Annotated in this window: 32 protein-coding genes and 1 other annotated feature; of the genes, 2 read left to right on the top strand and 30 right to left on the bottom strand. The window is 38.5% G+C overall.

The features are described from left to right. Positions 1 to 9 precede the first annotated feature (9 nt). The 19 genes from recN to AC3B5S_RS01105 form a co-directional block, all read right to left on the bottom strand. Positions 10 to 1,722 carry a DNA repair protein RecN gene (recN, locus tag AC3B5S_RS01015; RefSeq protein WP_489769026.1) on the bottom strand — a complete coding sequence of 571 codons (1,713 nt, stop codon included), beginning with the start codon at positions 1,720 to 1,722 and terminating at the stop codon, positions 10 to 12. Between the two features lie 12 nt (positions 1,723 to 1,734). Further along, positions 1,735 to 2,562, bottom strand: a complete 828-nt coding sequence (locus AC3B5S_RS01020) for a TlyA family RNA methyltransferase (protein ID WP_489769027.1) — start codon at positions 2,560 to 2,562, stop codon at positions 1,735 to 1,737. Next, the gene (locus AC3B5S_RS01025) at positions 2,562 to 3,452 is read right to left on the bottom strand and encodes a polyprenyl synthetase family protein (protein WP_489769028.1); all 891 of its coding nucleotides are present in this window, start codon (positions 3,450 to 3,452) and stop codon (positions 2,562 to 2,564) included. Before AC3B5S_RS01025 ends, AC3B5S_RS01020 begins: the two co-directional genes overlap by 1 nt. Next, positions 3,445 to 3,699, bottom strand: a complete 255-nt coding sequence (locus tag AC3B5S_RS01030) for an exodeoxyribonuclease VII small subunit (RefSeq protein ID WP_489757503.1) — start codon at positions 3,697 to 3,699, stop codon at positions 3,445 to 3,447. Before AC3B5S_RS01030 ends, AC3B5S_RS01025 begins: the two co-directional genes overlap by 8 nt. Beyond that, on the bottom strand, positions 3,674 to 5,032 hold the full coding sequence (gene xseA / locus AC3B5S_RS01035; protein WP_489769029.1) for an exodeoxyribonuclease VII large subunit: 1,359 nt from the start codon (positions 5,030 to 5,032) through the stop codon (positions 3,674 to 3,676). The genes AC3B5S_RS01030 and xseA overlap by 26 nt, the downstream gene beginning before the upstream one ends. After that, positions 5,029 to 5,880: a bifunctional 5,10-methylenetetrahydrofolate dehydrogenase/5,10-methenyltetrahydrofolate cyclohydrolase gene (locus AC3B5S_RS01040; RefSeq protein ID WP_489769030.1), complete on the bottom strand. Its 852-nt coding sequence runs from the start codon at positions 5,878 to 5,880 to the stop codon at positions 5,029 to 5,031. Before AC3B5S_RS01040 ends, xseA begins: the two co-directional genes overlap by 4 nt. 115 nt (positions 5,881 to 5,995) lie before the next feature. Next, positions 5,996 to 6,418 (bottom strand): transcription antitermination factor NusB, encoded by a 423-nt coding sequence (gene nusB / locus AC3B5S_RS01045; RefSeq protein ID WP_489757500.1) that lies wholly within the window; start codon positions 6,416 to 6,418, stop codon positions 5,996 to 5,998. Between the two features lie 19 nt (positions 6,419 to 6,437). Continuing rightward, a complete protein-coding gene (locus tag AC3B5S_RS01050; RefSeq protein ID WP_489757499.1) occupies positions 6,438 to 6,851 on the bottom strand; it encodes an Asp23/Gls24 family envelope stress response protein in 414 nt (137 codons plus the stop codon). Between the two features lie 28 nt (positions 6,852 to 6,879). Beyond that, positions 6,880 to 7,443 (bottom strand): elongation factor P, encoded by a 564-nt coding sequence (gene efp / locus AC3B5S_RS01055; protein ID WP_489757498.1) that lies wholly within the window; start codon positions 7,441 to 7,443, stop codon positions 6,880 to 6,882. 159 nt (positions 7,444 to 7,602) lie between these two features. Then, positions 7,603 to 7,884, bottom strand: coding sequence for a 50S ribosomal protein L27 (gene rpmA / locus AC3B5S_RS01060; RefSeq protein WP_489755942.1), 282 nt, complete (start codon positions 7,882 to 7,884; stop codon positions 7,603 to 7,605). 5 nt (positions 7,885 to 7,889) lie between these two features. Beyond that, positions 7,890 to 8,249 (bottom strand): ribosomal-processing cysteine protease Prp, encoded by a 360-nt coding sequence (locus AC3B5S_RS01065; RefSeq protein WP_489757497.1) that lies wholly within the window; start codon positions 8,247 to 8,249, stop codon positions 7,890 to 7,892. A 2-nt stretch (positions 8,250 to 8,251) separates the two neighbouring features. After that, the gene (rplU, locus tag AC3B5S_RS01070; RefSeq protein WP_489757496.1) at positions 8,252 to 8,560 is read right to left on the bottom strand and encodes a 50S ribosomal protein L21; all 309 of its coding nucleotides are present in this window, start codon (positions 8,558 to 8,560) and stop codon (positions 8,252 to 8,254) included. Between the two features lie 8 nt (positions 8,561 to 8,568). After that, positions 8,569 to 8,638: a sequence feature (ribosomal protein L21 leader region), on the bottom strand. A gap of 60 nt (positions 8,639 to 8,698) precedes the next feature. Then, on the bottom strand, positions 8,699 to 8,938 hold the full coding sequence (locus AC3B5S_RS01075) for a hypothetical protein (protein ID WP_489757495.1): 240 nt from the start codon (positions 8,936 to 8,938) through the stop codon (positions 8,699 to 8,701). A 142-nt stretch (positions 8,939 to 9,080) separates the two neighbouring features. Then, positions 9,081 to 9,260, bottom strand: coding sequence for a hypothetical protein (locus AC3B5S_RS01080; protein WP_489757494.1), 180 nt, complete (start codon positions 9,258 to 9,260; stop codon positions 9,081 to 9,083). Beyond that, positions 9,253 to 9,933 (bottom strand): NAD(P)H-dependent oxidoreductase, encoded by a 681-nt coding sequence (locus AC3B5S_RS01085; protein WP_489757493.1) that lies wholly within the window; start codon positions 9,931 to 9,933, stop codon positions 9,253 to 9,255. Before AC3B5S_RS01085 ends, AC3B5S_RS01080 begins: the two co-directional genes overlap by 8 nt. A 92-nt stretch (positions 9,934 to 10,025) precedes the next feature. After that, complete coding sequence (locus tag AC3B5S_RS01090; RefSeq protein ID WP_489757492.1) at positions 10,026 to 10,223, bottom strand: CsbD family protein; 198 nt, start codon at positions 10,221 to 10,223, stop codon at positions 10,026 to 10,028. Between the two features lie 81 nt (positions 10,224 to 10,304). Further along, positions 10,305 to 10,895 carry an NAD(P)H-dependent oxidoreductase gene (locus AC3B5S_RS01095; protein ID WP_489769031.1) on the bottom strand — a complete coding sequence of 197 codons (591 nt, stop codon included), beginning with the start codon at positions 10,893 to 10,895 and terminating at the stop codon, positions 10,305 to 10,307. Then, entirely contained in the window at positions 10,895 to 11,452 is a 558-nt protein-coding gene (locus AC3B5S_RS01100) for a TetR/AcrR family transcriptional regulator (protein ID WP_489769032.1), read from the bottom strand. Before AC3B5S_RS01100 ends, AC3B5S_RS01095 begins: the two co-directional genes overlap by 1 nt. 60 nt (positions 11,453 to 11,512) lie before the next feature. Then, positions 11,513 to 12,478, bottom strand: coding sequence for a quinone oxidoreductase family protein (locus tag AC3B5S_RS01105; protein WP_489789977.1), 966 nt, complete (start codon positions 12,476 to 12,478; stop codon positions 11,513 to 11,515). Between the two features lie 91 nt (positions 12,479 to 12,569). Between AC3B5S_RS01105 and AC3B5S_RS01110 the strand changes: the two genes are divergently transcribed. Further along, positions 12,570 to 13,031: a MarR family winged helix-turn-helix transcriptional regulator gene (locus tag AC3B5S_RS01110; RefSeq protein WP_489789978.1), complete on the top strand. Its 462-nt coding sequence runs from the start codon at positions 12,570 to 12,572 to the stop codon at positions 13,029 to 13,031. A gap of 94 nt (positions 13,032 to 13,125) precedes the next feature. Here AC3B5S_RS01110 and AC3B5S_RS01115 read toward each other — a convergent pair whose 3' ends face one another. The 10 genes from AC3B5S_RS01115 to AC3B5S_RS01160 all read right to left on the bottom strand — a co-directional run bounded on the left by AC3B5S_RS01115 (position 13,126) and on the right by AC3B5S_RS01160 (position 20,243). Next, positions 13,126 to 13,887: a ChbG/HpnK family deacetylase gene (locus AC3B5S_RS01115; RefSeq protein WP_489789979.1), complete on the bottom strand. Its 762-nt coding sequence runs from the start codon at positions 13,885 to 13,887 to the stop codon at positions 13,126 to 13,128. Positions 13,888 to 13,890: 3 nt separating this feature from the next. Next, complete coding sequence (locus tag AC3B5S_RS01120; protein WP_489789980.1) at positions 13,891 to 15,351, bottom strand: PTS transporter subunit EIIC; 1,461 nt, start codon at positions 15,349 to 15,351, stop codon at positions 13,891 to 13,893. A gap of 4 nt (positions 15,352 to 15,355) precedes the next feature. Further along, complete coding sequence (locus tag AC3B5S_RS01125; protein WP_489789981.1) at positions 15,356 to 16,192, bottom strand: PRD domain-containing protein; 837 nt, start codon at positions 16,190 to 16,192, stop codon at positions 15,356 to 15,358. A 15-nt stretch (positions 16,193 to 16,207) separates the two neighbouring features. After that, a complete protein-coding gene (locus AC3B5S_RS01130) occupies positions 16,208 to 16,699 on the bottom strand; it encodes a PTS sugar transporter subunit IIA (RefSeq protein WP_489757484.1) in 492 nt (163 codons plus the stop codon). A 195-nt stretch (positions 16,700 to 16,894) separates the two neighbouring features. After that, entirely contained in the window at positions 16,895 to 17,737 is an 843-nt protein-coding gene (locus AC3B5S_RS01135) for an SDR family oxidoreductase (RefSeq protein WP_489757483.1), read from the bottom strand. Between the two features lie 109 nt (positions 17,738 to 17,846). Further along, positions 17,847 to 18,263: a MerR family transcriptional regulator gene (locus AC3B5S_RS01140; protein ID WP_489789982.1), complete on the bottom strand. Its 417-nt coding sequence runs from the start codon at positions 18,261 to 18,263 to the stop codon at positions 17,847 to 17,849. Between the two features lie 153 nt (positions 18,264 to 18,416). Next, positions 18,417 to 18,827: a MerR family transcriptional regulator gene (locus tag AC3B5S_RS01145; protein WP_489757481.1), complete on the bottom strand. Its 411-nt coding sequence runs from the start codon at positions 18,825 to 18,827 to the stop codon at positions 18,417 to 18,419. 11 nt (positions 18,828 to 18,838) lie between these two features. Then, positions 18,839 to 19,489, bottom strand: a complete 651-nt coding sequence (locus AC3B5S_RS01150; protein WP_489789983.1) for an NAD(P)H-binding protein — start codon at positions 19,487 to 19,489, stop codon at positions 18,839 to 18,841. Next, a complete protein-coding gene (locus AC3B5S_RS01155) occupies positions 19,489 to 19,914 on the bottom strand; it encodes a cupin domain-containing protein (RefSeq protein ID WP_489757479.1) in 426 nt (141 codons plus the stop codon). The genes AC3B5S_RS01150 and AC3B5S_RS01155 overlap by 1 nt, the downstream gene beginning before the upstream one ends. 2 nt (positions 19,915 to 19,916) lie before the next feature. Continuing rightward, a complete protein-coding gene (locus AC3B5S_RS01160) occupies positions 19,917 to 20,243 on the bottom strand; it encodes a carboxymuconolactone decarboxylase family protein (protein WP_489757478.1) in 327 nt (108 codons plus the stop codon). 268 nt (positions 20,244 to 20,511) lie between these two features. On the opposite strand from AC3B5S_RS01160, the gene AC3B5S_RS01165 reads away from it, so the two are divergent. After that, positions 20,512 to 20,616, top strand: a complete 105-nt coding sequence (locus AC3B5S_RS01165; RefSeq protein WP_489757477.1) for a type I toxin-antitoxin system Fst family toxin — start codon at positions 20,512 to 20,514, stop codon at positions 20,614 to 20,616. Between the two features lie 636 nt (positions 20,617 to 21,252). Here AC3B5S_RS01165 and AC3B5S_RS01170 read toward each other — a convergent pair. Then, positions 21,253 to 21,423 carry a hypothetical protein gene (locus tag AC3B5S_RS01170; RefSeq protein WP_489789984.1) on the bottom strand — a complete coding sequence of 57 codons (171 nt, stop codon included), beginning with the start codon at positions 21,421 to 21,423 and terminating at the stop codon, positions 21,253 to 21,255. Positions 21,424 to 21,460: the final 37 nt, after the last annotated feature.

The raw sequence follows: 21,460 nt of genomic DNA on the forward strand, positions 1-21,460 counted from the left end.
GCACCATTTTCAGCTCTTTTTCAAGGGGGTGCTAGTTCTCGTTAAATTTTTTTGTGCTAAGGTCAATAACTCGGCCGCATGTTGACGCGTAATTGCCGTGACTTTGGTTCCCTCTAACATTTGTGCAATGATTTCAATGCGTTGATTGTACGTTAATGACTCAACCGTCGTAGTTGTTTGATCAGCTTGCACTTGTTTTTGTACCAAATATTGGTGAACACTATTGGCAGCCACCTGCGGTAAATGCGTAATACACAAGACTTGCAACGTTTGTGATAACTGGCGCATTTGATCACCAATCGCTTGCGCCACACGCCCACTAACTCCAGTATCTATTTCATCAAAGACCAATGTTTCTACATGTTGATAGCGCGCTAAAATTGTTTTAAGTGCTAACATAATTCGCGCCAATTCCCCACCGGAAGCAATTTTAGCCAATGGTTTTAGACCTTCTCCAGGATTAGTTTGCAAATAAAATTCAACTAATTGATTACCTTGGAGCGTAAAATCCTGTGGTGTAAATTGAACTTTAAACAGCGTATTTTCCATATACATGGCCTGTAATTGTTTCATCACTTGTTTAGTTAACTGATGAGCTGCTTGTTGGCGATTTTGATTTAAAGTCGCCGCTTGTTGCTGAAGAGTCTGCCGCAATGATTGCAGCTGTGTTTGCAACTTTTGTGGATCAACCAGCTGGGCTTGTAACTGCGTTAACTGTTGTTGTGCGTGTTCACCAAATTGCAAAATATCCGAAATATTAGTTCCATATTTTTGTTCTAAGTTATGAATTAATTGCAAGCGTTCTTCGGTCGCTTGTAATTTTTGTGGATCAAAATCCTGTTCATCTAGCTGTCGAGCTAACTGTTCTTGACTATCTTGTAAATCATAGTAAGCACCGGACAATTCTTGCTCTATTTCGGAAAAATTGGTACTTAAGTCGCTAATAGTTTGCATCTCTTGCACGGCTTGATTCAACTGATCAAGCAAATTACGTTCACCGCCGGCTAATAACTGATAAGTATTATTCAAAGCCGTATTAATTTTCTCAAAATTAGCCAATTGCTGCTCTTGAGCTAATAACTCTTCTTCTTCACCAGGCTGTAGCTGTGCAGCGGTAATTTCTTTAATTTGGAACTGGAGCATATCTATTTGTTGGGCACGTTGTTGTTGATTTTGCTGTAAATCTTGATACTGCTGTTGTAATTGTTGATACTTTTGATAAGTATGTTGGTATTGTTTTAAACTCGTTAGTGTTGCAGAACCACCGAATTGATCTAACAAATGTACATGACTATGGGGATTCAATAGTTGCTGACTTTGATTTTGACCACTAATATCTACTAAATATTGCCCCAATTGTTTTAAGGTAGTTACTGGCACTAACTGATCATTAATACGACAAACATTGCGCCCGTTTTGGTGCAACTCGCGTTTCACAATTAAACTATGCTCACTAAAATCCAAACCAAGGTTTTGACAAAAATTGGCGATAACTGCCTGGTTATCCGGTTCAATTGTAAACATACCTTGAACTAACGCCTTATCAGCACCGTGACGCACATATTCGCTCAAACCACGTTGCCCAATTAATAATCCTAATGCATCAATAATAATGGACTTGCCGGCTCCTGTTTCACCAGTTAATGCCGTCAATCCTTGATGAAAATGAACATCTATCCGCTTAATAATCGCAAAATCTTGAATAATTAACTCTTGCAACATTTGGATCCCTCACTAATGTGACTTCAATTGTTGATATGCTTGCGTTAAAACTTGCTCAATTTGTACTGTTGGTGCAATAGTCCCTGTCGTTTGGCGTAATCGCAAATGAACTAGAAATTCAATATTCCCACCACTACCAGTAATCGGTGAATAATCCAAACCTAAAACATCAAAATTGTGGGCCGTGGCAAAGCTTAAGATATCTTGTAATACTTGGCGATGAACTTGTGGATCACGAACAATTCCGTGCTTGCCAACATTTTCTTTGCCTGCTTCAAATTGTGGTTTAATCAAACAAACGACATCATGATCTGGTAATAGAATTTTGGTCAAGGGTGGCAAAATTAATTTCAATGAGATAAAAGAAACATCCGTCATTGCAAATTCTGGCAATCCTTGGGCAAAATCCTGTGGTTGACTATAACGAAAGTTCACCCGTTCCATAACTTCTACCCGTGGATCAGTCCGTAATTTCCAAGCTAACTGATTGTAGCCAACATCTAACGCATAGACTCGCCGCGCTCCATTTTGTAAAGCTACATCTGTAAAACCACCAGTCGAAGCACCAATATCCAGACACAGTAAATCCTTTAAGTTGATCTGAAACACTTTAATGGCTTTCGCCAATTTTAAAGCCCCGCGACCGACATATTGTTGATGTTTTAAGGTTTTTAAATGGAGTTGAGTATCACTCGCAATTTTTTCTCCGGGTTTATCTAAACGCAAATTATCTGCGTTATAAACTTCACCAGCCATAATTGAGCGTTTTGCTTGCTCTCTTGAAGCAGTTAAACCTTGGTTAACGACTAAGACATCCACCCGTTCTTTATTAGCAGCCATTATTGATCCCCCAATTGAAAATAAGCTAAAGAATCAGCTAAACAACTATCTGCTAAAGCAATGGCCGCTAATTCCTGTTGAGCTGTTGTTATCACTTGTTGCAGTTTGGTTTGGGCCTTTTGAACACCCAAAATTGCTGGATAAGTATTTTTACCTACTAATTGATCTTTGCCAACTGCTTTACCTAAAGTAGTTTGATCACCAACTATATCTAGTAAATCATCATAAATTTGAAAAGCCAAGCCAAAATTTTGGGCAAACGCAATCAAATGTTGTTTAACATCTACTGGTAGCTCTAAGCAAATTGCTCCCATTTCCACACTAGCTTGAATTAAAGCCCCCGTTTTTTGCCGATCCAATTGGGTGATTTGCTCTATGGTCAAGCTATGACCTGTTTGTACTACATCCGTCATTTGCCCAGCAACCATGCCTTGGACACCAGCCGCTTTAGCCAACGTATAAACTAATTGTGCTTGAATAGCTGCGGGTAAACCATTGTCTGTCAGCCAAACAAAAGCATGGGTTAACAAACCATCACCAGCTAAAACCGCGCGTCCCGTGGTAAAACGCTTATGATTAGTTAATTGTCCTCGCCGATAGTCATCATTGTCCATTTCTGGTAAATCATCATGGATTAACGAATAGGTATGCACCAACTCTAAAGCGCCCGCAATTTTAAAATAGTTCGTTAACTCAATGTCTCGGTTAGTCTGCACCGCTTGTAAGGTTGCCAAAAACAAAAGAGGGCGCAACCGTTTACCACCAGCTTGTAAAGAATATAACATACCTGCTCGTAATTGCGGTTGTTGTATTTCTTTAGTTAACTGCTGCTCTAAAAATTCATTAAATGGAACTAATAACTGCTTTTGCAAAATTTCAAATTTATTCATCAGTTGTCTTATCCTGCTTTGTTTGTGCATTTAATTGAAAATCAGTCTCTTGACCATCTTCACTCATTACTTTAGTTAATTTTTCCTGCGCTTGTGTTAAAGTTTGCTCCAATTTTTTACTTAAAGCGACACCTGTTTGAAATTGATCCATGGCTTCTTCTAAAGGTACGTCGCCACTTTGTAAATGTTCAACAATCTGCTGCAGGCTGGCTAAACTTTCTTCAAAACTTTGCTTTTTTTCCGTCATGTTGACCTTCCTTCACTTCTGTGACAGTGGCTGTCAAGCTACCGTCTTGGAGTTGAATTTGCACTTGTTCTTGAGCTTGAATTTGTTGCACACTAGTCACGACTTGGGTTTGCTTTTGCACCACAGCATAACCGCGAGTTAACGTTTTTAACGGGCTTAAATCCTCTAACAAATTAATCAAGCCCATGACTTGTTGGGATCGTTGCTCCAGATAATTATGATAATTTTGCTTTAAATTACGTTTTAAGTTCGCTACTTGTTGTACTGGGACTACTAATTGGGGTTGTTGATATCGTAAGCTCTGCTGCAACAACTTTAAGCGATGCTGTTGTTCTTTTAATAATTGCAACATTGCGTCTTTTAAAGCTGTGATTAATTGATCCACGCGTTGTAAATACTCTTGATACAAGGTTTGTGGATTTTGAAATAAATAGCTATTTTGATAACGAACTAGTTCTTGGTGTTTACGCACTAAAATTTGCTTAACTGCTTGATACATTTGCACCTTGCTTTGACGCAAATCAGCCAATACTTCACTCAAAACCGGCGTGGCTAATTCAGCGGCGGCGGTCGGCGTTGGTGCTCGTAAATCAGCTACATAATCTGTAATCGTCGTATCTGTCTCATGACCAACTGACGAAATCACCGGAATTTTGGAAGCCACAACCGCCCGCGCGACTACTTCTTCATTAAAAGGCCAGAGATCTTCAATTGAACCACCACCACGGCCCATAATAATCGTATCAAAATTTCCTAGTTGATTAACTTGCTCTAAGCGCTGGACTAAACTCGCCGCCGCACTATCACCTTGAACTTGGGCGGGAAATAAAACTAATTGGGCAATCGGATAACGGCGATGAACAGTCGTTATAATATCACGAATCACGGCCCCTGAAGGACTCGTAATGACGGCAATTCTTTGCGGAAAAGGAGCAATCTTTTGTTTCGGTAAAGCAAAAATACCTTCTTTTTGTAATTTTTGCTTTAACTGTTCAAAAGCTTGATACAAGGCACCAACACCATCGGGTTGCATTTGTTCTACATAAATTTGATATTGCCCTGTTGCTTCATAAATGGAAATACGACCGCAAACTAAGACTTTCATGCCTTCTTCAGGAGTAAATTTTAATTTTTGAAAAGCATTCTGAAACATAATGGCAGAAATCTTAGCATGCGCATCTTTGAGTGAAAAATATTGATGGCGCGGACGCAGTCGAAAATTAGAGATTTCGCCGGTTAAATAAACTCGACGATTTAAATAGGGATCCAAATCAAATTTACGTTTTAAGTACTGTGTTAGCGCGCTAACTGTCAAATATTCTGGTGTACTCAAACTGCTACCCTCTGTTGTGCTAAAGTAATTACTTGCTCTAACAAACCAGTAATGGTCATCGGCCCTACGCCACCGGGTACTGGCGTCAAATAGCCGGCTACTTCTTGCACTGTAGCAAAGTCAACATCGCCGACTAATTTACCAGCAGCATTATGATCCATCCCCACATCAATGACTACCGCACCGGGTTTAACAAAATCAGCCGTAATGTACTCCGCCTGGCCAATGGCCACGATTAAAATATCTGCAGTTTTAGTCAATGCTTGTAAATTTTGTGTATGGGAATGAGCCACCGTAACGGTAGCATTTTCGCGCAATAGCAAACCAGCCATTGGTTTACCAACAATATTACTGCGTCCTACTACCACAGCATGTTGGCCCGCAATGGGGATCTGATAATCATGTAATAACCGCAAAATGCCACGCGGTGTTGCGGGAAAATTGCCCGCCTCTCCGGACCACAAACGCCCGATATTTAATAAGCCAAAACCGTCAACATCTTTTTGTACCGCAATAGTATTCATTACCAAATCAGCATCTATTTGTGCGGGCAAAGGCATTTGCACTAAAATGCCATCAATGTCTGCAGCTTGGTTGAGACGTTTAATTAAAGCTAATACCTCATTTTGACTAACATCAGCCGGCAAATGATATAGCTGATAATTAATGCCGATTTTTTCAGCTCGTCGTTTTTTATTACGGACATAAATTTGACTCGCTGAATTATCTCCTACTAAAACAACAGCTAACCCTGGGATAACATTGTGTTGCTTCAAATCCTGAACTTGCTGGGCAAACTGTTGATCAGCTTGTTGGGCAGCTTGTTTACCATCCATTATGACAACCATTGCTGTTCCTCCTTTAAGTCTTTAAATCTGTTGGTTTTAAATTCTGAGTATTAAAAGCTTGCTTGTTTAAGCAGCTTTAACATAATTTCAAAAAAGGTGCTGTTTTACCAGCACCTTACTTTGGTTCAGTCGGTGACTGATCCAGGAAATGAGAGAGCACCCCATTAATAAATTTTTTTGATTGTGGTTCACTGAACTGCTCTGTCAATTCTAGTGTTTCATTCATTGCTACTTTTGCAGGAACTGCCGGACTATACAAAATTTCGAATAATCCTAAACGCATCAAGTTCACGTCACTACGACTGATCCGCTTTAAAGACCAGCCCTTTTTGAGATGTTGACTTAACTGTTCGTCTAGTTCACTAATATGTTCAACAACACCACGTACTAAAAAATCTAAATAAGCCGGCGCTTCTGTTATATTCTGTAAACTCAAAACTTCCTGTAAAGCCGCATCAATATCTTGATCGGGTAAAGAATCTATCAAAAACAAAGTTTGAAAAGCAATTTCCCGTACATTATGTCTATTTAAAGTCACTTCCACGCCACTTTCTGGATTAAATTTTAGCTAATTTTTCTGAACTATCATTCTTCTTAGCCATTAAACCAACCACATGCACATTTACTTGGGCCATTGTTAGATCCGTCATAAATTGTAATTGTTGACTAAGAGATTTCTGTAAATCATTGGCTACTTTAGGAACTGATACACCATATTCTAAATAGACATAAACATCGGCAATTAACTGCTGCGTTTGTTCATCATAAGAAACCCGGACACCTTGCGCACGATTTTGCCGACCTAACAACGAATTGATATTATTCGCTAACGTACCGCGCATTTCATAAACACCGGCAACTTGTGTAGCTGCAATACCCAACAAAACTTCCAAGACATCTGTTGCCACATGAATTTGTCCTAATTCATTGGCTTGTGTTGGTGCTATTTGTAAATATTTACCATCAGTCATCCCAAAGCCTCCTTAATCCAAATTACAATTATTTATTGGCCCGTGAACTGTAACTACCATCAACTGTATTGATAGTCAAAACATCGCCTTCATTAACGAAAAATGGCACTTGCACAACCAAACCAGTTTCCATCGTAGCTGGCTTACTACCACCAGAAGCAGTGTCACCTTTAATGCCCGGCTCCGTAGCGGCCACTTTCAGGTCCACAACGTTTGGAATATCAATCCCTAATGTCTCACCATCATGCATAATGACATTAACTTCCATATTTTCCACTAAATAATTTAAAGCATCACCCATATTTTCCCGGGGTAGTGATAATTGTTCATAGGTATTAGTGTCCATAAAAACATAATTATCACCGTCGGCATAGAGATACTGCATCTTTTTATTGTCAATTTGAGCTTGTTCAACTTTTTCAGTGGAACGGAAAGTCTTTTCTTGAACGGCCCCGGAACGCAAATTTTTTAATTTGGAACGAACAAAAGCACTACCTTTACCAGGCTTGACATGCTGAAATTCAACAATCCGCCATAATTCACCATTAACTTGAATTGTTAAACCATTTTTAAATTCATTAACTGAAATCATCATAAACTCCTGTGTTATAAAATTGTGCATAAAACAAAAAAACATTTTTGAAAATTTTTATAATTATTTTCAGTAGTCTTTACTATACTAATTTATTATATCATAAACCCAATTAAAACTTGATAGTTTAAAAAAAGCCGCTCACGCGGCTTCTTTAATTTAATCTTCAGTAATCACTGAAACTTGCTTCTTATCACGACCAAGACGTTCAAACTTAACCACGCCTGGCTTTAAAGCAAATAATGTATCATCGCTACCGCGACCAACATTAGCACCAGGATGAATCTTGGTTCCACGTTGCCGATAAATAATAGTTCCAGCATTAATTCTTTGGCCATCAGCACTCTTAGCACCTAAACGCCGACCAGCAGAATCACGACCATTGGCAGTTGAACCACCCCCCTTATGGTGAGCGAAGAACTGTAAATTCATTTCTAACATAATTGTTACCTCCCAACTGTTTCTTGTTTTAAATCAACCCGGATAAAATCTCCGTAATTGTCAACTAACGAGTGTAATATCTGATAACAATTAGCCATTAAAGTTTGTGTTTGAACCAATTGATCATGCGCAGTAATTTGAGAATAATCAACCTGACATTCTAAATAACCACCACTTTGTGCTTCACTATTAACCTGTGGCTTAACTTGAGCCACAGTTTGAAGCGAATTAATCGTTCCCAGTCCAATCACTGAGACGGCTGCACAAACAATATCTTGACCATAAGGGCCAGAATCGGCATGACCTTCAATCACAAACTTTGTTAATTGCTTAGCTGAATTACAAACAAAAGTTGCTTGAATCATCTTTAAGCTTCAATCTTTTTAATTACAACTTTAGTATAAGGTTGACGATGACCCTTTTTAGTATGGGAATGTTTCTTAGGCTTATACTTGTAAGTAATAACTTTCTTTTCCCGGCCTTGCTTTTCAACAGTACCAGTAACCTTAGCACCTTCAATTGTAGGAGTTCCAATAGTAATCGAACGACTACCAATCAAAAGAACTTGATCAAAAGTTACTTCTTGACCTTCTTGGACATCAAGCTTTTCTACAAAGATGGCTTTGTTTTCTTCAACCTTGTATTGCTTGCCGCCAGTTTTAATAATTGCGTACATTTGTACACCTCCATTCTTAGACTCGCCACACTAGGCGCTGTTAAGCTTTAACCTAGTCATGTGCGGTTGCAGCTGTGGTAGCACAATTACAACTGTTTAATTGTACAAAAAAAATATTGGTTCGTCAACTAAATTTAATTAATCTAAAAATTCATAGTGTACTAAACTGCGTAGGTCATAATCTCGACCTTGGACATCCGTAAAGTTGCCATCTTTATCACGCAATTGCTGCTTCAAATGATCAATTGCTGCCTGATCATCAGCATATACCGGCACATTAAGTATCCGACCATTAGAAAAAGTTAACTGCGCCGTAATTTGGGGACGCGTAACAGATTTAGATTTTTTAAGCATTGCTTTCATTGTTTTTTTCTTCATAATCATAATCACCAAGCAATTAAAATTTATTTATTTTTAATCTTACCACATTTAACGTGTGGGAACAAAAATTGCCCCGAATTGTGTAACCACCTTTTTCTTTTGGTGATAGCTTCATGTCTAAAAACTGTTTAACAGATTATTACCATTGATCATGATTCCATAAACGACCATCGATCTCTGATTGTAGTTGCTGCAATCTCCGATCTTGCTCTTTGATTAAAGTAGTTAAGCCGCGCCAAAAAGCTCGTTTTTCATATTGTGGCTCCTGCTGAATTAATTGCTCTAATTGCGCAACGGCCCATTGATTATTATCATTCAAGATTATCTGTTTCACCTGCTTTAATTAATTTTAAGGTATCGTTACTGGTTTCTAGTTGTAACAAATTTTGACTCAATTGTTCCTGTAGTAAATCAATCAGCGGATTAGTTGCAGTTGCGTTCAATTGGGTTAGTTGTTGTAAATACCATTGACTACGCTTAATTAAAGAATCTGGTTGGTCTTGGCTTAAATAACGCTGATAATCCATCAATAATTGCTGTTGTTCGGCTTCATTTAAGTAAGCAAATTGATAAATTGGAAACACTGACAGCCAAATCATTTGCGCTTGGCGCGCCAAGGCTTGTAGGGGCGTTAGTAATTGATCTAAGCTAAAGCCTACGCGCCCTCCAGCTTGAAACGCTGTTTGTGGTAAACCCGTTGAGACCACTACTCCTAATTGTTTACCGATTAGTTTTTGTTCAATAAATTTCGTCGTCAAGTAGTGATCCTGCCATTGTTTCAATTGCGCCGGCATTGTGTACCAATAGAGTGGAAACTGAAAAATAATTCGGTCAGCTTGTTGTAGTAACTGCTGTTCTTGCACACTGGAAGTTGATTGTGTTGCACTTACTTCATGCCAAGTTGCCTGAGCGATAGCAGCTCCTTGTTTTAAAAATTGTTGCGTTGCGGAATTGTCAAGCTGGGGATGAGCAACAATAATTAACGTCTTCAAAAATTCGGCCCCCTTAATTAAAAAGAAACTGTGACCTCCAAACAGTTAGACCGTTTTGCCACAGTTCATAATCTCAGTATTAGTATAAAGCACTAATCCTGTTTATGCTTATCAATTTTTTCATTGATTTTTTTAGAAACGTCGTCTTTCGCATCTTCCAGCTGATCTTTAGCTTTACCCAAAGCTTGTTCGGCCTTACCTTTGAGTTCTTTGGAATCATCGCCGACGACTTTACCAACACTTTCATTGATTTTACCTTTAGCTTGATTCATTTTACCATCATTACTCATCTTCATGCCCCCTATTATATCTAAACTTATTGTAAAAGGTGAGTAATCTTTTCGTAAAGTAAAGTGCTTGCCAAGCTGCTTTTAAAACTTAAATGTTGTCTGAACCAACTGCTGTAAATATCGCCGCCGGCGTTCTAAAGTCGAATTAGAGATTCTCCCAAAGTTTTGCCAATGACCATGTTTAACGCCAACTTGTTTCAAAGTTTTTTTAACAAAAACCTTTTGAATATCATCGCCACAAAACCATTTCAAATAAAAAGTCGGTGATGTGGAAGTCGTTAAAACATACGCTTGCCGTAAATTTTTGAGTTCGCCATGAATGCCATACTTGGTCACGGTATGTGATAAACCAGGGCCTTCTTTCATGACCTTGTCAATAAAACCTTTTAACATTCCGGGCAGTGTGTTCCACCAAACTGGCGTAATAAAGATTAATCCTTGCGCTGCTTGTAATAAGTGTAAATATTTTTGCGTTAACGGATCATGACTGGCACCAGTATGATATAAACGTAACTCTTCTTGATCATAATATGGTTGAAATTGATCTTGGTACAAATCAATCACTTCAAAGGGCTGGTGATGTTGCTGCAGATTAGTTTGAACAGCTTCTAATTCCGCATGATTGAAACTATTGGGATAGGGATGACAATAAATAACGATTACGGGGGCCATTAATTTTCTCCTTGCATAAATGCACATAAAGTCTGGCGAATCAACGTTAAATCTAAACTAACTACCTGCTTTTGTACTAACAAAGCGTATCCTTGAATAAATGACCACGTCTGCACAAATAAAGCATCATCAGAAATATCTGAATTAACATTGATTTGATGAATTAACTGTCTAGTCAAATTTAATAACGCGAATTGACCGTTAGTTTGCTGTAACGCTGCTTTACCTATCTCACTAAAAAATAAGGCATTAACTAACTGGGGGTGCTGGACAAAATATTCTACAAAAAACTTTCCTAATTGAACTAACTTTTCTTGGGCATCAAGCTCTGCCAACGAGCCAATTTGTTGCTCAAATTGTTGTGTAATCTGTTGTGACAGTCTTTGCATTGCCAAAGTCAATAATTCAGTTTTATTTTTAAAATGTTTGTAAAAAGCTCCTGTCGTTAAACCTAGTTTTTGTGACAATTTACGTAAGGATAGTGCCTCCAAGTTATCTTCTTGAAGTAATTGCACCGCACAATCTAACAATTGTGCTTTCGTTTGATTATCTTTCATATCAAGCCTCCTAGAAAAAAGATAACACTGTTATCTTCAAACTACAAGCCTTTTTTAAATTCAATCTGCAATTTTAATCACAGCTCGTGGAGCATTAGGTGCTTGCCAAGCTTGCGCCAGTTCCGGCAATGAATATTGCTTGATTGGAACCGTCCATTGCTTCTGAGACGCTAAAGTAAAAACTTTTTGAATGGAAGTAAAAAGTTCTTTTGGGGCCAAAGAACCAATTCCCGAACCTATGAGTTGAATATTGGAGGAGCGTAAAAGCGGCGCTGGTAAATTAATTTGTTGACCCGCAGTGGAACCAATTTCTACATATCTAATTGCTTGGGATGATTTGCTGTGAGATAAGGTTGTTAACAGTAGCTCAGCACTGGCTCCCCACAAATAATCCAAGACAATCGTTGCTTGGGCAATGATTGCTTGCAATGCCAATTGACATTGATCAAATTGTTGAGCATCCGTTAAATCATAATCTCCAAAGGAAAAGTACTCATCAGCACCAACTTGGGCTAATTTCTCTGCATTACGTCCTAAAGCAATAACTCTCATTGCCCCTAAAGCATACGCCATTTGTACCGCTAACGCTCCAGCAGTACCGGTTGCTCCATTAATAAGGACCACATCACCTGTTTGGATTTGGGCACGATAGACTAACGCTGCATAGGAACTCATACCGGGGTTAGCAATTGCTGCCGCCATGATCGGATTCAATTTAGCAGGCACCGGAATCAGCGAGTGTTTTGAAACCACTGTTTTTTCTGCCAAGGAACCATATGGCCAGCGTGGTTTAGCAAAATAAACACTTTGCCCATTAGCTAAACGTCCGACGCCTTCAGTACCAGCAATCCGCGGAAACTGGGCACTACTAGAATAATGTTGGCCCATCGACTGAGCTTTACTAACTGTACTTAAAGCACTCGCTTGCGGCATAACAATCACTTCTTGCTGAGAATTAACCGTTGGTTCAGCAACTGCTTGCAGTACCGGAACCATTCCTGGTTGTTGAACTATCGCTGCTTGCATAATTAATGTCCTCCTTTTAGGTGCATTTTGCACACAAAAAGAATAGCATACTTACGTGCATTTTGCACGTTAATTTAGTATAATTGATATTATGAATAATCAACAAATCCAAACTTTTTACGAACAATTAATTGAACTAGCTTATTTTTTTAATCAACCCCAAAATGACCAAGCTTTGATTAAAGCGGCGCACGTGCAACTTGATTATAAATTATTTCCTTTGTTTGCTACCATTGCCCGCCAACAGCCGACCAATGTCCAAAACTTAGCACATTTTTTGGGAGCTTCTCATTCCACCATCAGCCGTCAACTTGACCGCTTAGAACGTGCCGAGTTGATTACAACACAGATTAATACGCACGATTCACGCAAACGTGAGGTTCAACTAAGCCAGCTCGGTCAAACTTTAAATCACAGTTTGACGCAAACACGTTTACGAATGATCAAGCAAATACTCAACTCTGTTTCCTCAAGCAAGCAGTTACAAATTTTAGATGACATAACTTTACTCAATCAGGCCTTTGAAAATATTGATTTGAGCAATCAAAAGTAACAACAATTCTATTAAAAATGGGCCTATGCCTAGGCCCATTTTAAGGTTATTCACTTTTTGTAATCAACAGCCAGTCAGTCAATTTAATGATTGGTTAAATTTGGCTATAGCGCATTAACTCCACCTCATGGTCCCATAACCAAATCTTAGTCTGAGGAGCACACAGCATCGCAACTTCTTGTGTTCGCGGAATCGTCAAACTAGAGTGCGTCAAAATAAAGTCATCCAAATATCCTGGGTGGCAAACCATCACTTCATAGCCATCATTATGCTGCGTTAGTGCCGCTGCTTGTAAGGTTTGCCAAGGATTATAATTTGGTTGCATGCTTTTCATTTCTAGATATAATTTTTGATGATTTAATAGCGTCGGACTGTCGTCAAAATGATATTCTAAAAAACGTAATTGATGTCGTTGCGCTACAATTTTTAACGCTTTAACAAAGTTGTCACTAACCACAGCATGACCTTCAAAATAATCCGGTTTACGCCCTACTAATTCGACAAAACGGGCATATTGCGCTTCAATTTCGATAACGGCTTGGTCTAAATCAACAAAATCTTTTACGGAATTGCGATAAACTTTGGATGGCTTAAATTCACCGGTAGCAGTGGTCAAACTAGGCACTTGATCGGCGCTAATAACGGGACGGCCAGTACAAATTACTACGTGTAAGCCCAAGTCTAACGTTTTATGCGTCAGCTTCAGCAATGATTGGACTGCAGCTTTAGAAGTGGGCATATTAACCATGATACCAATGTTATTGATTATGCCGTCGCGCACGGTTTTCAAAATTCCGAGATTAACGGCTTCGCTGTAACCCAAATCATCCGCTCTTACAATAATTTTAGTTTTCATCGCTTATTCCTCCACTGGTTTTAATTCTGAAATTTTAGTGTCTGAATTATCTTTCCTCTGGAAACCGATGAAGTAAGTTGCAACAGCTGCCACCACGATTGCAATCACCCCACTCAAAATTCCATTAATCAAATTAGTGGGATCATTATGCACATAAGCCGTCAAAGACATAAAATTAGCTACAGGCACCAAAACATAACCTTTAATATGACAAATGGCAGCATACAATCCCCCACAAAAACCGCCAATCATCATCCCTAAGAAGCTACGTTTATAGCGCACCGCAATTCCGTACAAAGCGGGTTCTGTTACGCCACCAATAAAACTAGCAACAAAATAGCTCCAAGCTAAAGCTTTTTGATCCTTATTTTTCAAGCGTAGCGCTGCGCCAATACACATACCTGCTACTGACATACTAGCGGCTAAAGATCCTAATAACGTAAAGTTATCAAAACCATTTTGGGCAATGACCATCATCATTGCCGAAATTAAAACTAAGTGCATTCCCGTCATTACTAATAACTCCCAAACAGCACCAATAATGGCAATCGCTAAAATGCTCCAAATACCACCTAATTTGCCAAAACCAATGATTGTGTCACAAATATACTTGCCAATGAAACCACCAGCGGGGCCAACAATACATAAAGTAATCGGTAACATGACAATGATCGTTAATGTGGGGACAAAAATCGTACTTAACGAAGCGGGAATAAATTTTTTCAAGAAACGTTCCACATAAGACATCAACCACACTGACAAAATTATCGGTATGATCGTCGCACTATAGTTGACCAATGGCATATGCAGACCAAAAACAGAAAAATGTTTACCGGTAGTGACCATTTTAATTAATGTTGGATGTAACATAATCGCACCTAAGAACATGGATACTAACGGTTGCGTATGAAATTGTTTGGAGGCTGTATAACCAATTAAAATTGGGAAAAAATAAAAGCCAGCGTCACCAACAAACGTGAACAAACGATAAGTATCACTATTAACACTTAAAACATTTAACATACTCGGACCTAAAACGGCCGCAAACATTTTAAACATGGAAGCCGCAACTAATACTGGAATCAAGGGTGTTAAACATCCAGCTAATTTGTTCATGATAATTGTGCCAATACTTTTCCAAGTTAACTTAGACTGCGTTTTTTCAGTATCGAGGTTTTCTGTAATGGGCGGTGTCGTCTGTAAATGAGCGATTTGGCACAATTGGTCGCACACTAAATCCACCGTTTGCCCAATAATTACTTGATATTGGCCCGCTGAACGCCGGACGCCAATGACCCCAGCAATTTGGCTAACAGCTTGGTCATCTGGCAAACTGTTATCTTTTAAAATAAAACGTAAGCGTGTCATACAATGTGTTACTGACTCAACATTAGTACTACCGCCCACTGCTTGTAAGACTTTCTGGGCAATAATACGGTTGGTTTGTTCTTTACTCTTCACCATCAAATTACTCCTTTGCTTGAGTATTATCCACCATTCGCTGAATATAGAGCATTAAATAAAACTTTTCTGATTGATTGCTAACCGTCTGATAAGCTTGATCAATCACATTACTAATTTCACAGGCGCATTGATAAATTTCAGGAAATTGCTTTTGAAAAGCTTGATATAATCCTTCAGTCTGGCTACTAGCCATTTGTTGTGCTTGCTGTAACCTACGTAAATAATAATTCAGATGCACCACAAATCGATTATAAGTAAAGCTTTGGTGATTAATCTTTATATTAAAGTGTCGTTCCACAATATCTAATGCCTGTTCAATCACTTTTTGTTCTTGTTGAATCGTGCCATCACTAACGACTTCTTGACTATTTAAAAAGTGTGTAGCAATCGCCGTGATTTCTGCTGGTGGTAGTTTGACATACAATTGTTGTTCAATCAATTGAAGTGCGTATTGACCTACTGCCGTTTCTTGCGGATAGAATTGTGCAATATCATAGGAATACAACAAAGATGCATTTTGCTGCTTTTGTGATCGAATAATAGCAAAATTAATATGATCAGCTAAACTGAACACAATATTAGGATTTAGCGGACGGGTAATTAAACTACGGGCTTGTTGCACGATCTGTAAACTAACAGCCACTACATCTTCTGGCAATTCTGTTAACAACTGTAAATATTGTGAATTTAATTTGTAAAAAGTCATCGTTACTTGGCTTAAATCTGTGATTTCATACGGCATGGTTGGAAAACCGATTCCTTTACCAAAGGCAATTAATTCGTGGTCATCATTATCACGACATAATGCAACATTATTATTAATTTTTTTAATTGCTAGCATACTTTACCCTCAAAATTATTCTGTTCGCAACAAGATTTGACCGCGTTTGACCAAAGAATGCGCTAATTTTCCCAAATGTAACTGCTGATCATAACCCTTAGTAAAAATTAAGATTGTAGTCATGTCTAAATGATGCTGTGCCATTAATTGGGGATCAAAGCGAATCAAGGGGAAGCCCTGCGTAACATAATCATTGACTTGAACTAAGGCTTTAAACCCTTCTCCATTTAACATCACCGTGTTTAAACCAATGTGGATTAAAATTTCCAGCTTAAATTTTGCGACCTTAATTCCTATTGCATGTTTCGATGGCGGCAAAGCAACAATTTGACCATTGACAGGAGCCACGATGGTATCAGCCCTTACTGCCGGTTGAATTGCCAAACCTTCACCCATCATTTTATGAGCAAAAACTTCATCGTCCACTTCTGATAATGGGATAATTTTGCCAGCAATTGGTGCGGCAATTTCTAAAATTGAGGCTTGTTGAACTTTCCAAAATGGCAAAAAGACACATCCTTTCCTTGAAACTAAAAAACGCTTTTTGAGGTATAACTTACCTTTCCATCAAAATAGAAAAGGTAATGCCTCAAAAAGCGAGTAACAATCCTTATAATGAACTTCTTTAGTATAGCATATCAAAAAAACGTTTGCAAAACAGATTTAGCTATGACAATTTAACGCCCAGCCGCATTTCAATTCCTACTTATTTTCTGGTTGTAAAGGCCCATAGTAATAAGAGGCAGTTGCTCCACCATCAATCAAAAATGTGGAACCCGTGATAAATTGACCAGCAGGACTCATTAATAATTCTGCCACATTGGCTACTTCATCGGCCGTTCCTGGGCGACCAGCAGGACTTTTTGCAAACATATTCTTATAGAAATCACCACGTTGCCCATTAAACTCATCAATTGCTAAAGGTGTGACAATAATCCCCGGGGCAATATCATTAATCCGTGCTCCTCTTTTGCCCCATTCAACGGCCTGGGCCATTACGCGCTTTTCATTACACCGTTTGGCCAATTGGTAAGCTTTTAAGGAATCTTCAATTTGATCAGGTTGCAAAAAGTCTAGATCTAACAATTCTTCAGTCGCGGTCATGGCTAATTGGCGATCCTGTTGTGGCGTTAAGGCTGGCATTCGGTGGCCCGATTGACTAGAAATTACTACGCCGACACCATTGGGTGCAATCACTTTGCCCGCCTCTTCTAACAAAACAGCCGTGCCGTATAAATCAACATTGAGAATCGTTTCAATGGATGCTTGACTTGGTGAAACCCCCGCCGCATTCACAACCATCGTAATCTCGCCACTAGCTTGTGCTTGTGTTAATAAATTTTGAATGGATGTCCGACTAGCTAAATCCATCTCCACTGGTGTTACATCAAAACCCGCATCAGTCATTGTCTTCGCAATTGCCTGAGCATTCGCCAAATTTTTGTCACCTAAAAAAATCTTTTTGCCAAAACCTACGCGCCGTGCAATGGCCATTCCGATTTGGCCAGCGCCCGTGACTACCATTACTTCTGTCATTATCAACATCCTCCTCAAGAGCATCTAAGATTAGCGTCAATCCATAAGATCTTTGCCTTATTACGATTGACTATCATTAAGATACAACTTGGAGTTGACTCCAAGACAAGCAATAATTTTATTTTTTAATAATTTCAGACAAACGCTCATTTTCTAAGCGGTGCAGTTGATCCTCCGCTGGTAAAACATGATCACTAAAATGTTGAATTTTAAAGTCCAAGTGATCAATTGCCACCTGAAGAGCCTGTTTTTTATTCTCCATAATTTGTCGTTGTTCTTTTAATAGTTGATATTGTTCTTGTGTTGTATCCTCAGCCGATTGATATAAATTAATATATTTTTGTAAACTATCTAGTGACATGCCTGCTTGTCGCATCTTTTTGATAAATGCTAAACGACTCAAAACGGCCGCATCGAATTGACGAATGCCTGTACTGGAACGACGGACTTCGGGTAATAAGCCCAGCTTTTCATAATAACGAATCGTGTCGGCTGAGAGTCCAGTTTGTTCTGCCGCGTCTTTGATACTAATCATCACTGCCCACTCCTTTATTCATTTATTTTTAAAACTATCTTAACTAGTTAGACTAATTCAAGCAATGACCTTTACCAAATGCGAACATTTACATTGAAAACTCAAAAAACGTTTGTATAAATTTTGCCAATTTACCAAACGTTTTCCTTTATTTTAATTTACATGCCGCTGTTGCCGAAAAGTTTCAAAGTCATCGGTAATAGCATGTTGTTTTAACGCTGCATAAAAATCAATTTTATCTTGAACAACTTGTAAATGCTCTTGTTCTTGTTGAATTTTGGCTTCTAGCTCACGCTTTTTAGTTTGCAGTAACTCTTGGCGTTTGCCAATCGTGGCATCACCTTGAGCCCGCCAAGTCACGTACTGCTTCATTTCAAACAAACTAAAACCCGCACCTTTGAGATGTTGCAGAAATTGATACCACAAAACGTCTTGGTCCGTATACAAGCGCTGACCATGAACTTTTTGCACGGTCAGCAAACCTTCTTTTTCATAAAAACGCAAGGTATAAGGCGTAGTTTGGACGACTTTCGCAAATTCGCCAATCCGATAAGTTTTCGTCATTTAATTGACTCCTATTTGTAAACCGGTGTCGCACCATCAGTTCCTGCTTGGGCAATTCCCAAACTATCATTGACAAACAGTGTGGGATCATCAATCATTCGTTCAATTAAATTGGCGATACTGGCTCGTGAAATGGTTGTTCCTTTAAAAGGTTCATGACGATGAGTTAATTCATAATCAACTACCGGCGCATTCGACATGTAACCAGCCCGAATAATCGTATAGTCTAAATGACCATTCTCTTCAATTAGCTTGGCCGCATCTCTGGTATCTTCCATTACCGCATGACCACAAGATTCTTCAACCCAGGTACCAAAAGGATCTGGTACCTCGTGATACAAGCCTAAACCAGTCACATGAATTAACCGCCGTACTTGTTGCTCATTCATCGCTTGAACAATATTTTGGACCATCGGCGTAAAGACGCCGCCCAAATTAGCGTAAACTGAATCGCTACCAGCTACCGCTTTGAAAACATCGTTATAATTACGGGCGTCGCCTTCAATAATTTGAACATTATTGGCCGCTGCAAATTCTTGTGGTAGACGCTGCACATTACGAGCAAATAATTTTAAATTAACTTGATCATGGTTGAGATAATGCTGCTCAACCAACCGCGCAATTTGTCCATTAGCGCCAATTACAGTAATATTTTGTGACATTATTTAGCTTCCTTCGTATCCAAAGCATCATAAATTTCATCAGACACTGGTTCTAACCACTCAGGAGTACCAGCTGTAATTGCCAGATGTTCAAACCAGCTATCGGCAGTAGCACCGTGCCAATGCTTCACACCATCGTGCGTTACAACCACATCACCAGGGGTTAAATGTTGCGCTGGTTTGCCCTCTTCTTGATACCAACCTTCGCCACCAGTAACTAATAAAATTTGGAAGCCATCATGATGAATATGCCAATTATTACGGCAACCTGGTTCAAAAGTTACGTTGCCAACACCAACGTTCACGTCAGGATCTGAGACTAAATTCTTTAAATAACTTTGTCCGACAAAATATTGGGCAAAGGCATCATTTTTGTCACCACTACCAAAAATCACTCCATTTTTAACATCTTCATTTTTAGCCATTATTATTCTCCCTGTTCTTCATAGAATTTTTTAGCAATATTAAATGCTGACCAAGCTTTCGGCCAACCAACATAAAAAGCAATATGAGTGATAATTTCACTGATTTCATCTTTAGTTAAGCCATTTTGTTTTCCCATCTTTAAATGAGCTGGTAATTGTTCAAAATTACCAGCCGTAATGATGGCAACAATGGTGGCTAAACTACGATCACGTGGTGATAATTCTTTTTCACGTGACCAAACTTCTCCAAATAAAACGTCATCATTTAATTCTGCAAATTTGGGCGCAAAATCACCTAAGTTCTCACGTCCGGCTGTTTGTTTCTTCATAGTAAAGCACCTCCGACTTAGAATAAGTTAACTTTACAACTTAGAGCTAACTCTAAGTCAAGCGAAAATATATTTTTCAATTAATTAGAAGTAAAATTAAAGAAAAACAAAGCACATATACTAGTACGCCGGATGATAATCATCGAAGTTTTTAACTTTATAGACAATGACAAAATGTCCATTTGGCTTGATTCGCCAGGCTACACTATTACTTAATTGTTCATGATATAATTTTTAATGGCAACTCGCCCCGAAAGGGAGTGATTGTATGTTCAAAGAATTACTAACATTGATCATTGCACCAATTATTGTCGGTGCAGTGAATCAAATGATTGCCGACTGGTTGCACGGCAAACATAATGATAAAAAATGAGTTGTCATGGACAACCACACAAAAAAAGTCATTCCTACCAGCATAGGAATGGCTTTTGTGTTTGTATGCAAAGAATTACTAACATCTTGCAAGACAAGTATAACATAACTATCTCAAAGTGACACTATAATTGAAAAATGTGTCGCAATGAAACAATATCTATTTTTTCATAAAGCTTTTTAATTACTAACAAAAACAACTTTTGGCATTGCGATATTTAAATACCAGAAAAAACTTTTTAGTTGTAATTGCTCAAAAAATATGAATAAAAAGTCTAATGTTCACCATAGCGAAACAATATTTAATTAAAAATAAATACTTTCATTATAATATTTAAGTTGCAGCCCCGACACAGCAACATAAGGGGAAAAACCTAGTGCTAATAAAACTTTTTTACAGATTGTTTCGGCAGTTATTTCTGGTTGTTTAGTAACCATGTTTAAAAAATAGTTAGATAATCACAAATAATTTTTGAAACAAAAAAAGGCGATCTTAAACTTCCACCAAAGTTTTGAGCGCCTTCTTTTGTTGTTACATAAACCTAATGCTAACATCTTTTTTACATATTTATAGTAGCACAATGTTCCCAAAGTCCCACAATTTAATTATGTATTAGCTCCCACATTGGGAGCTTTTTTATTTACCACTGCCAGCCGTATACAAAGCTGGTAGATATTCATTAACCACTACTTGATAACACCCAGCTAACATTGATTTTGACTTATAAATCTCACCGTTAGTCACAGTCCGTACATAGTTGCCCTTTTTATCAATTAAAGGTGACCTGCTTGATAAATAAGAACGCACAGTTCCACCAAAATGTTCACCAAATTTCGACTGTGGA

The organism is Bombilactobacillus sp. ESL1094 (genome assembly GCF_058107425.1).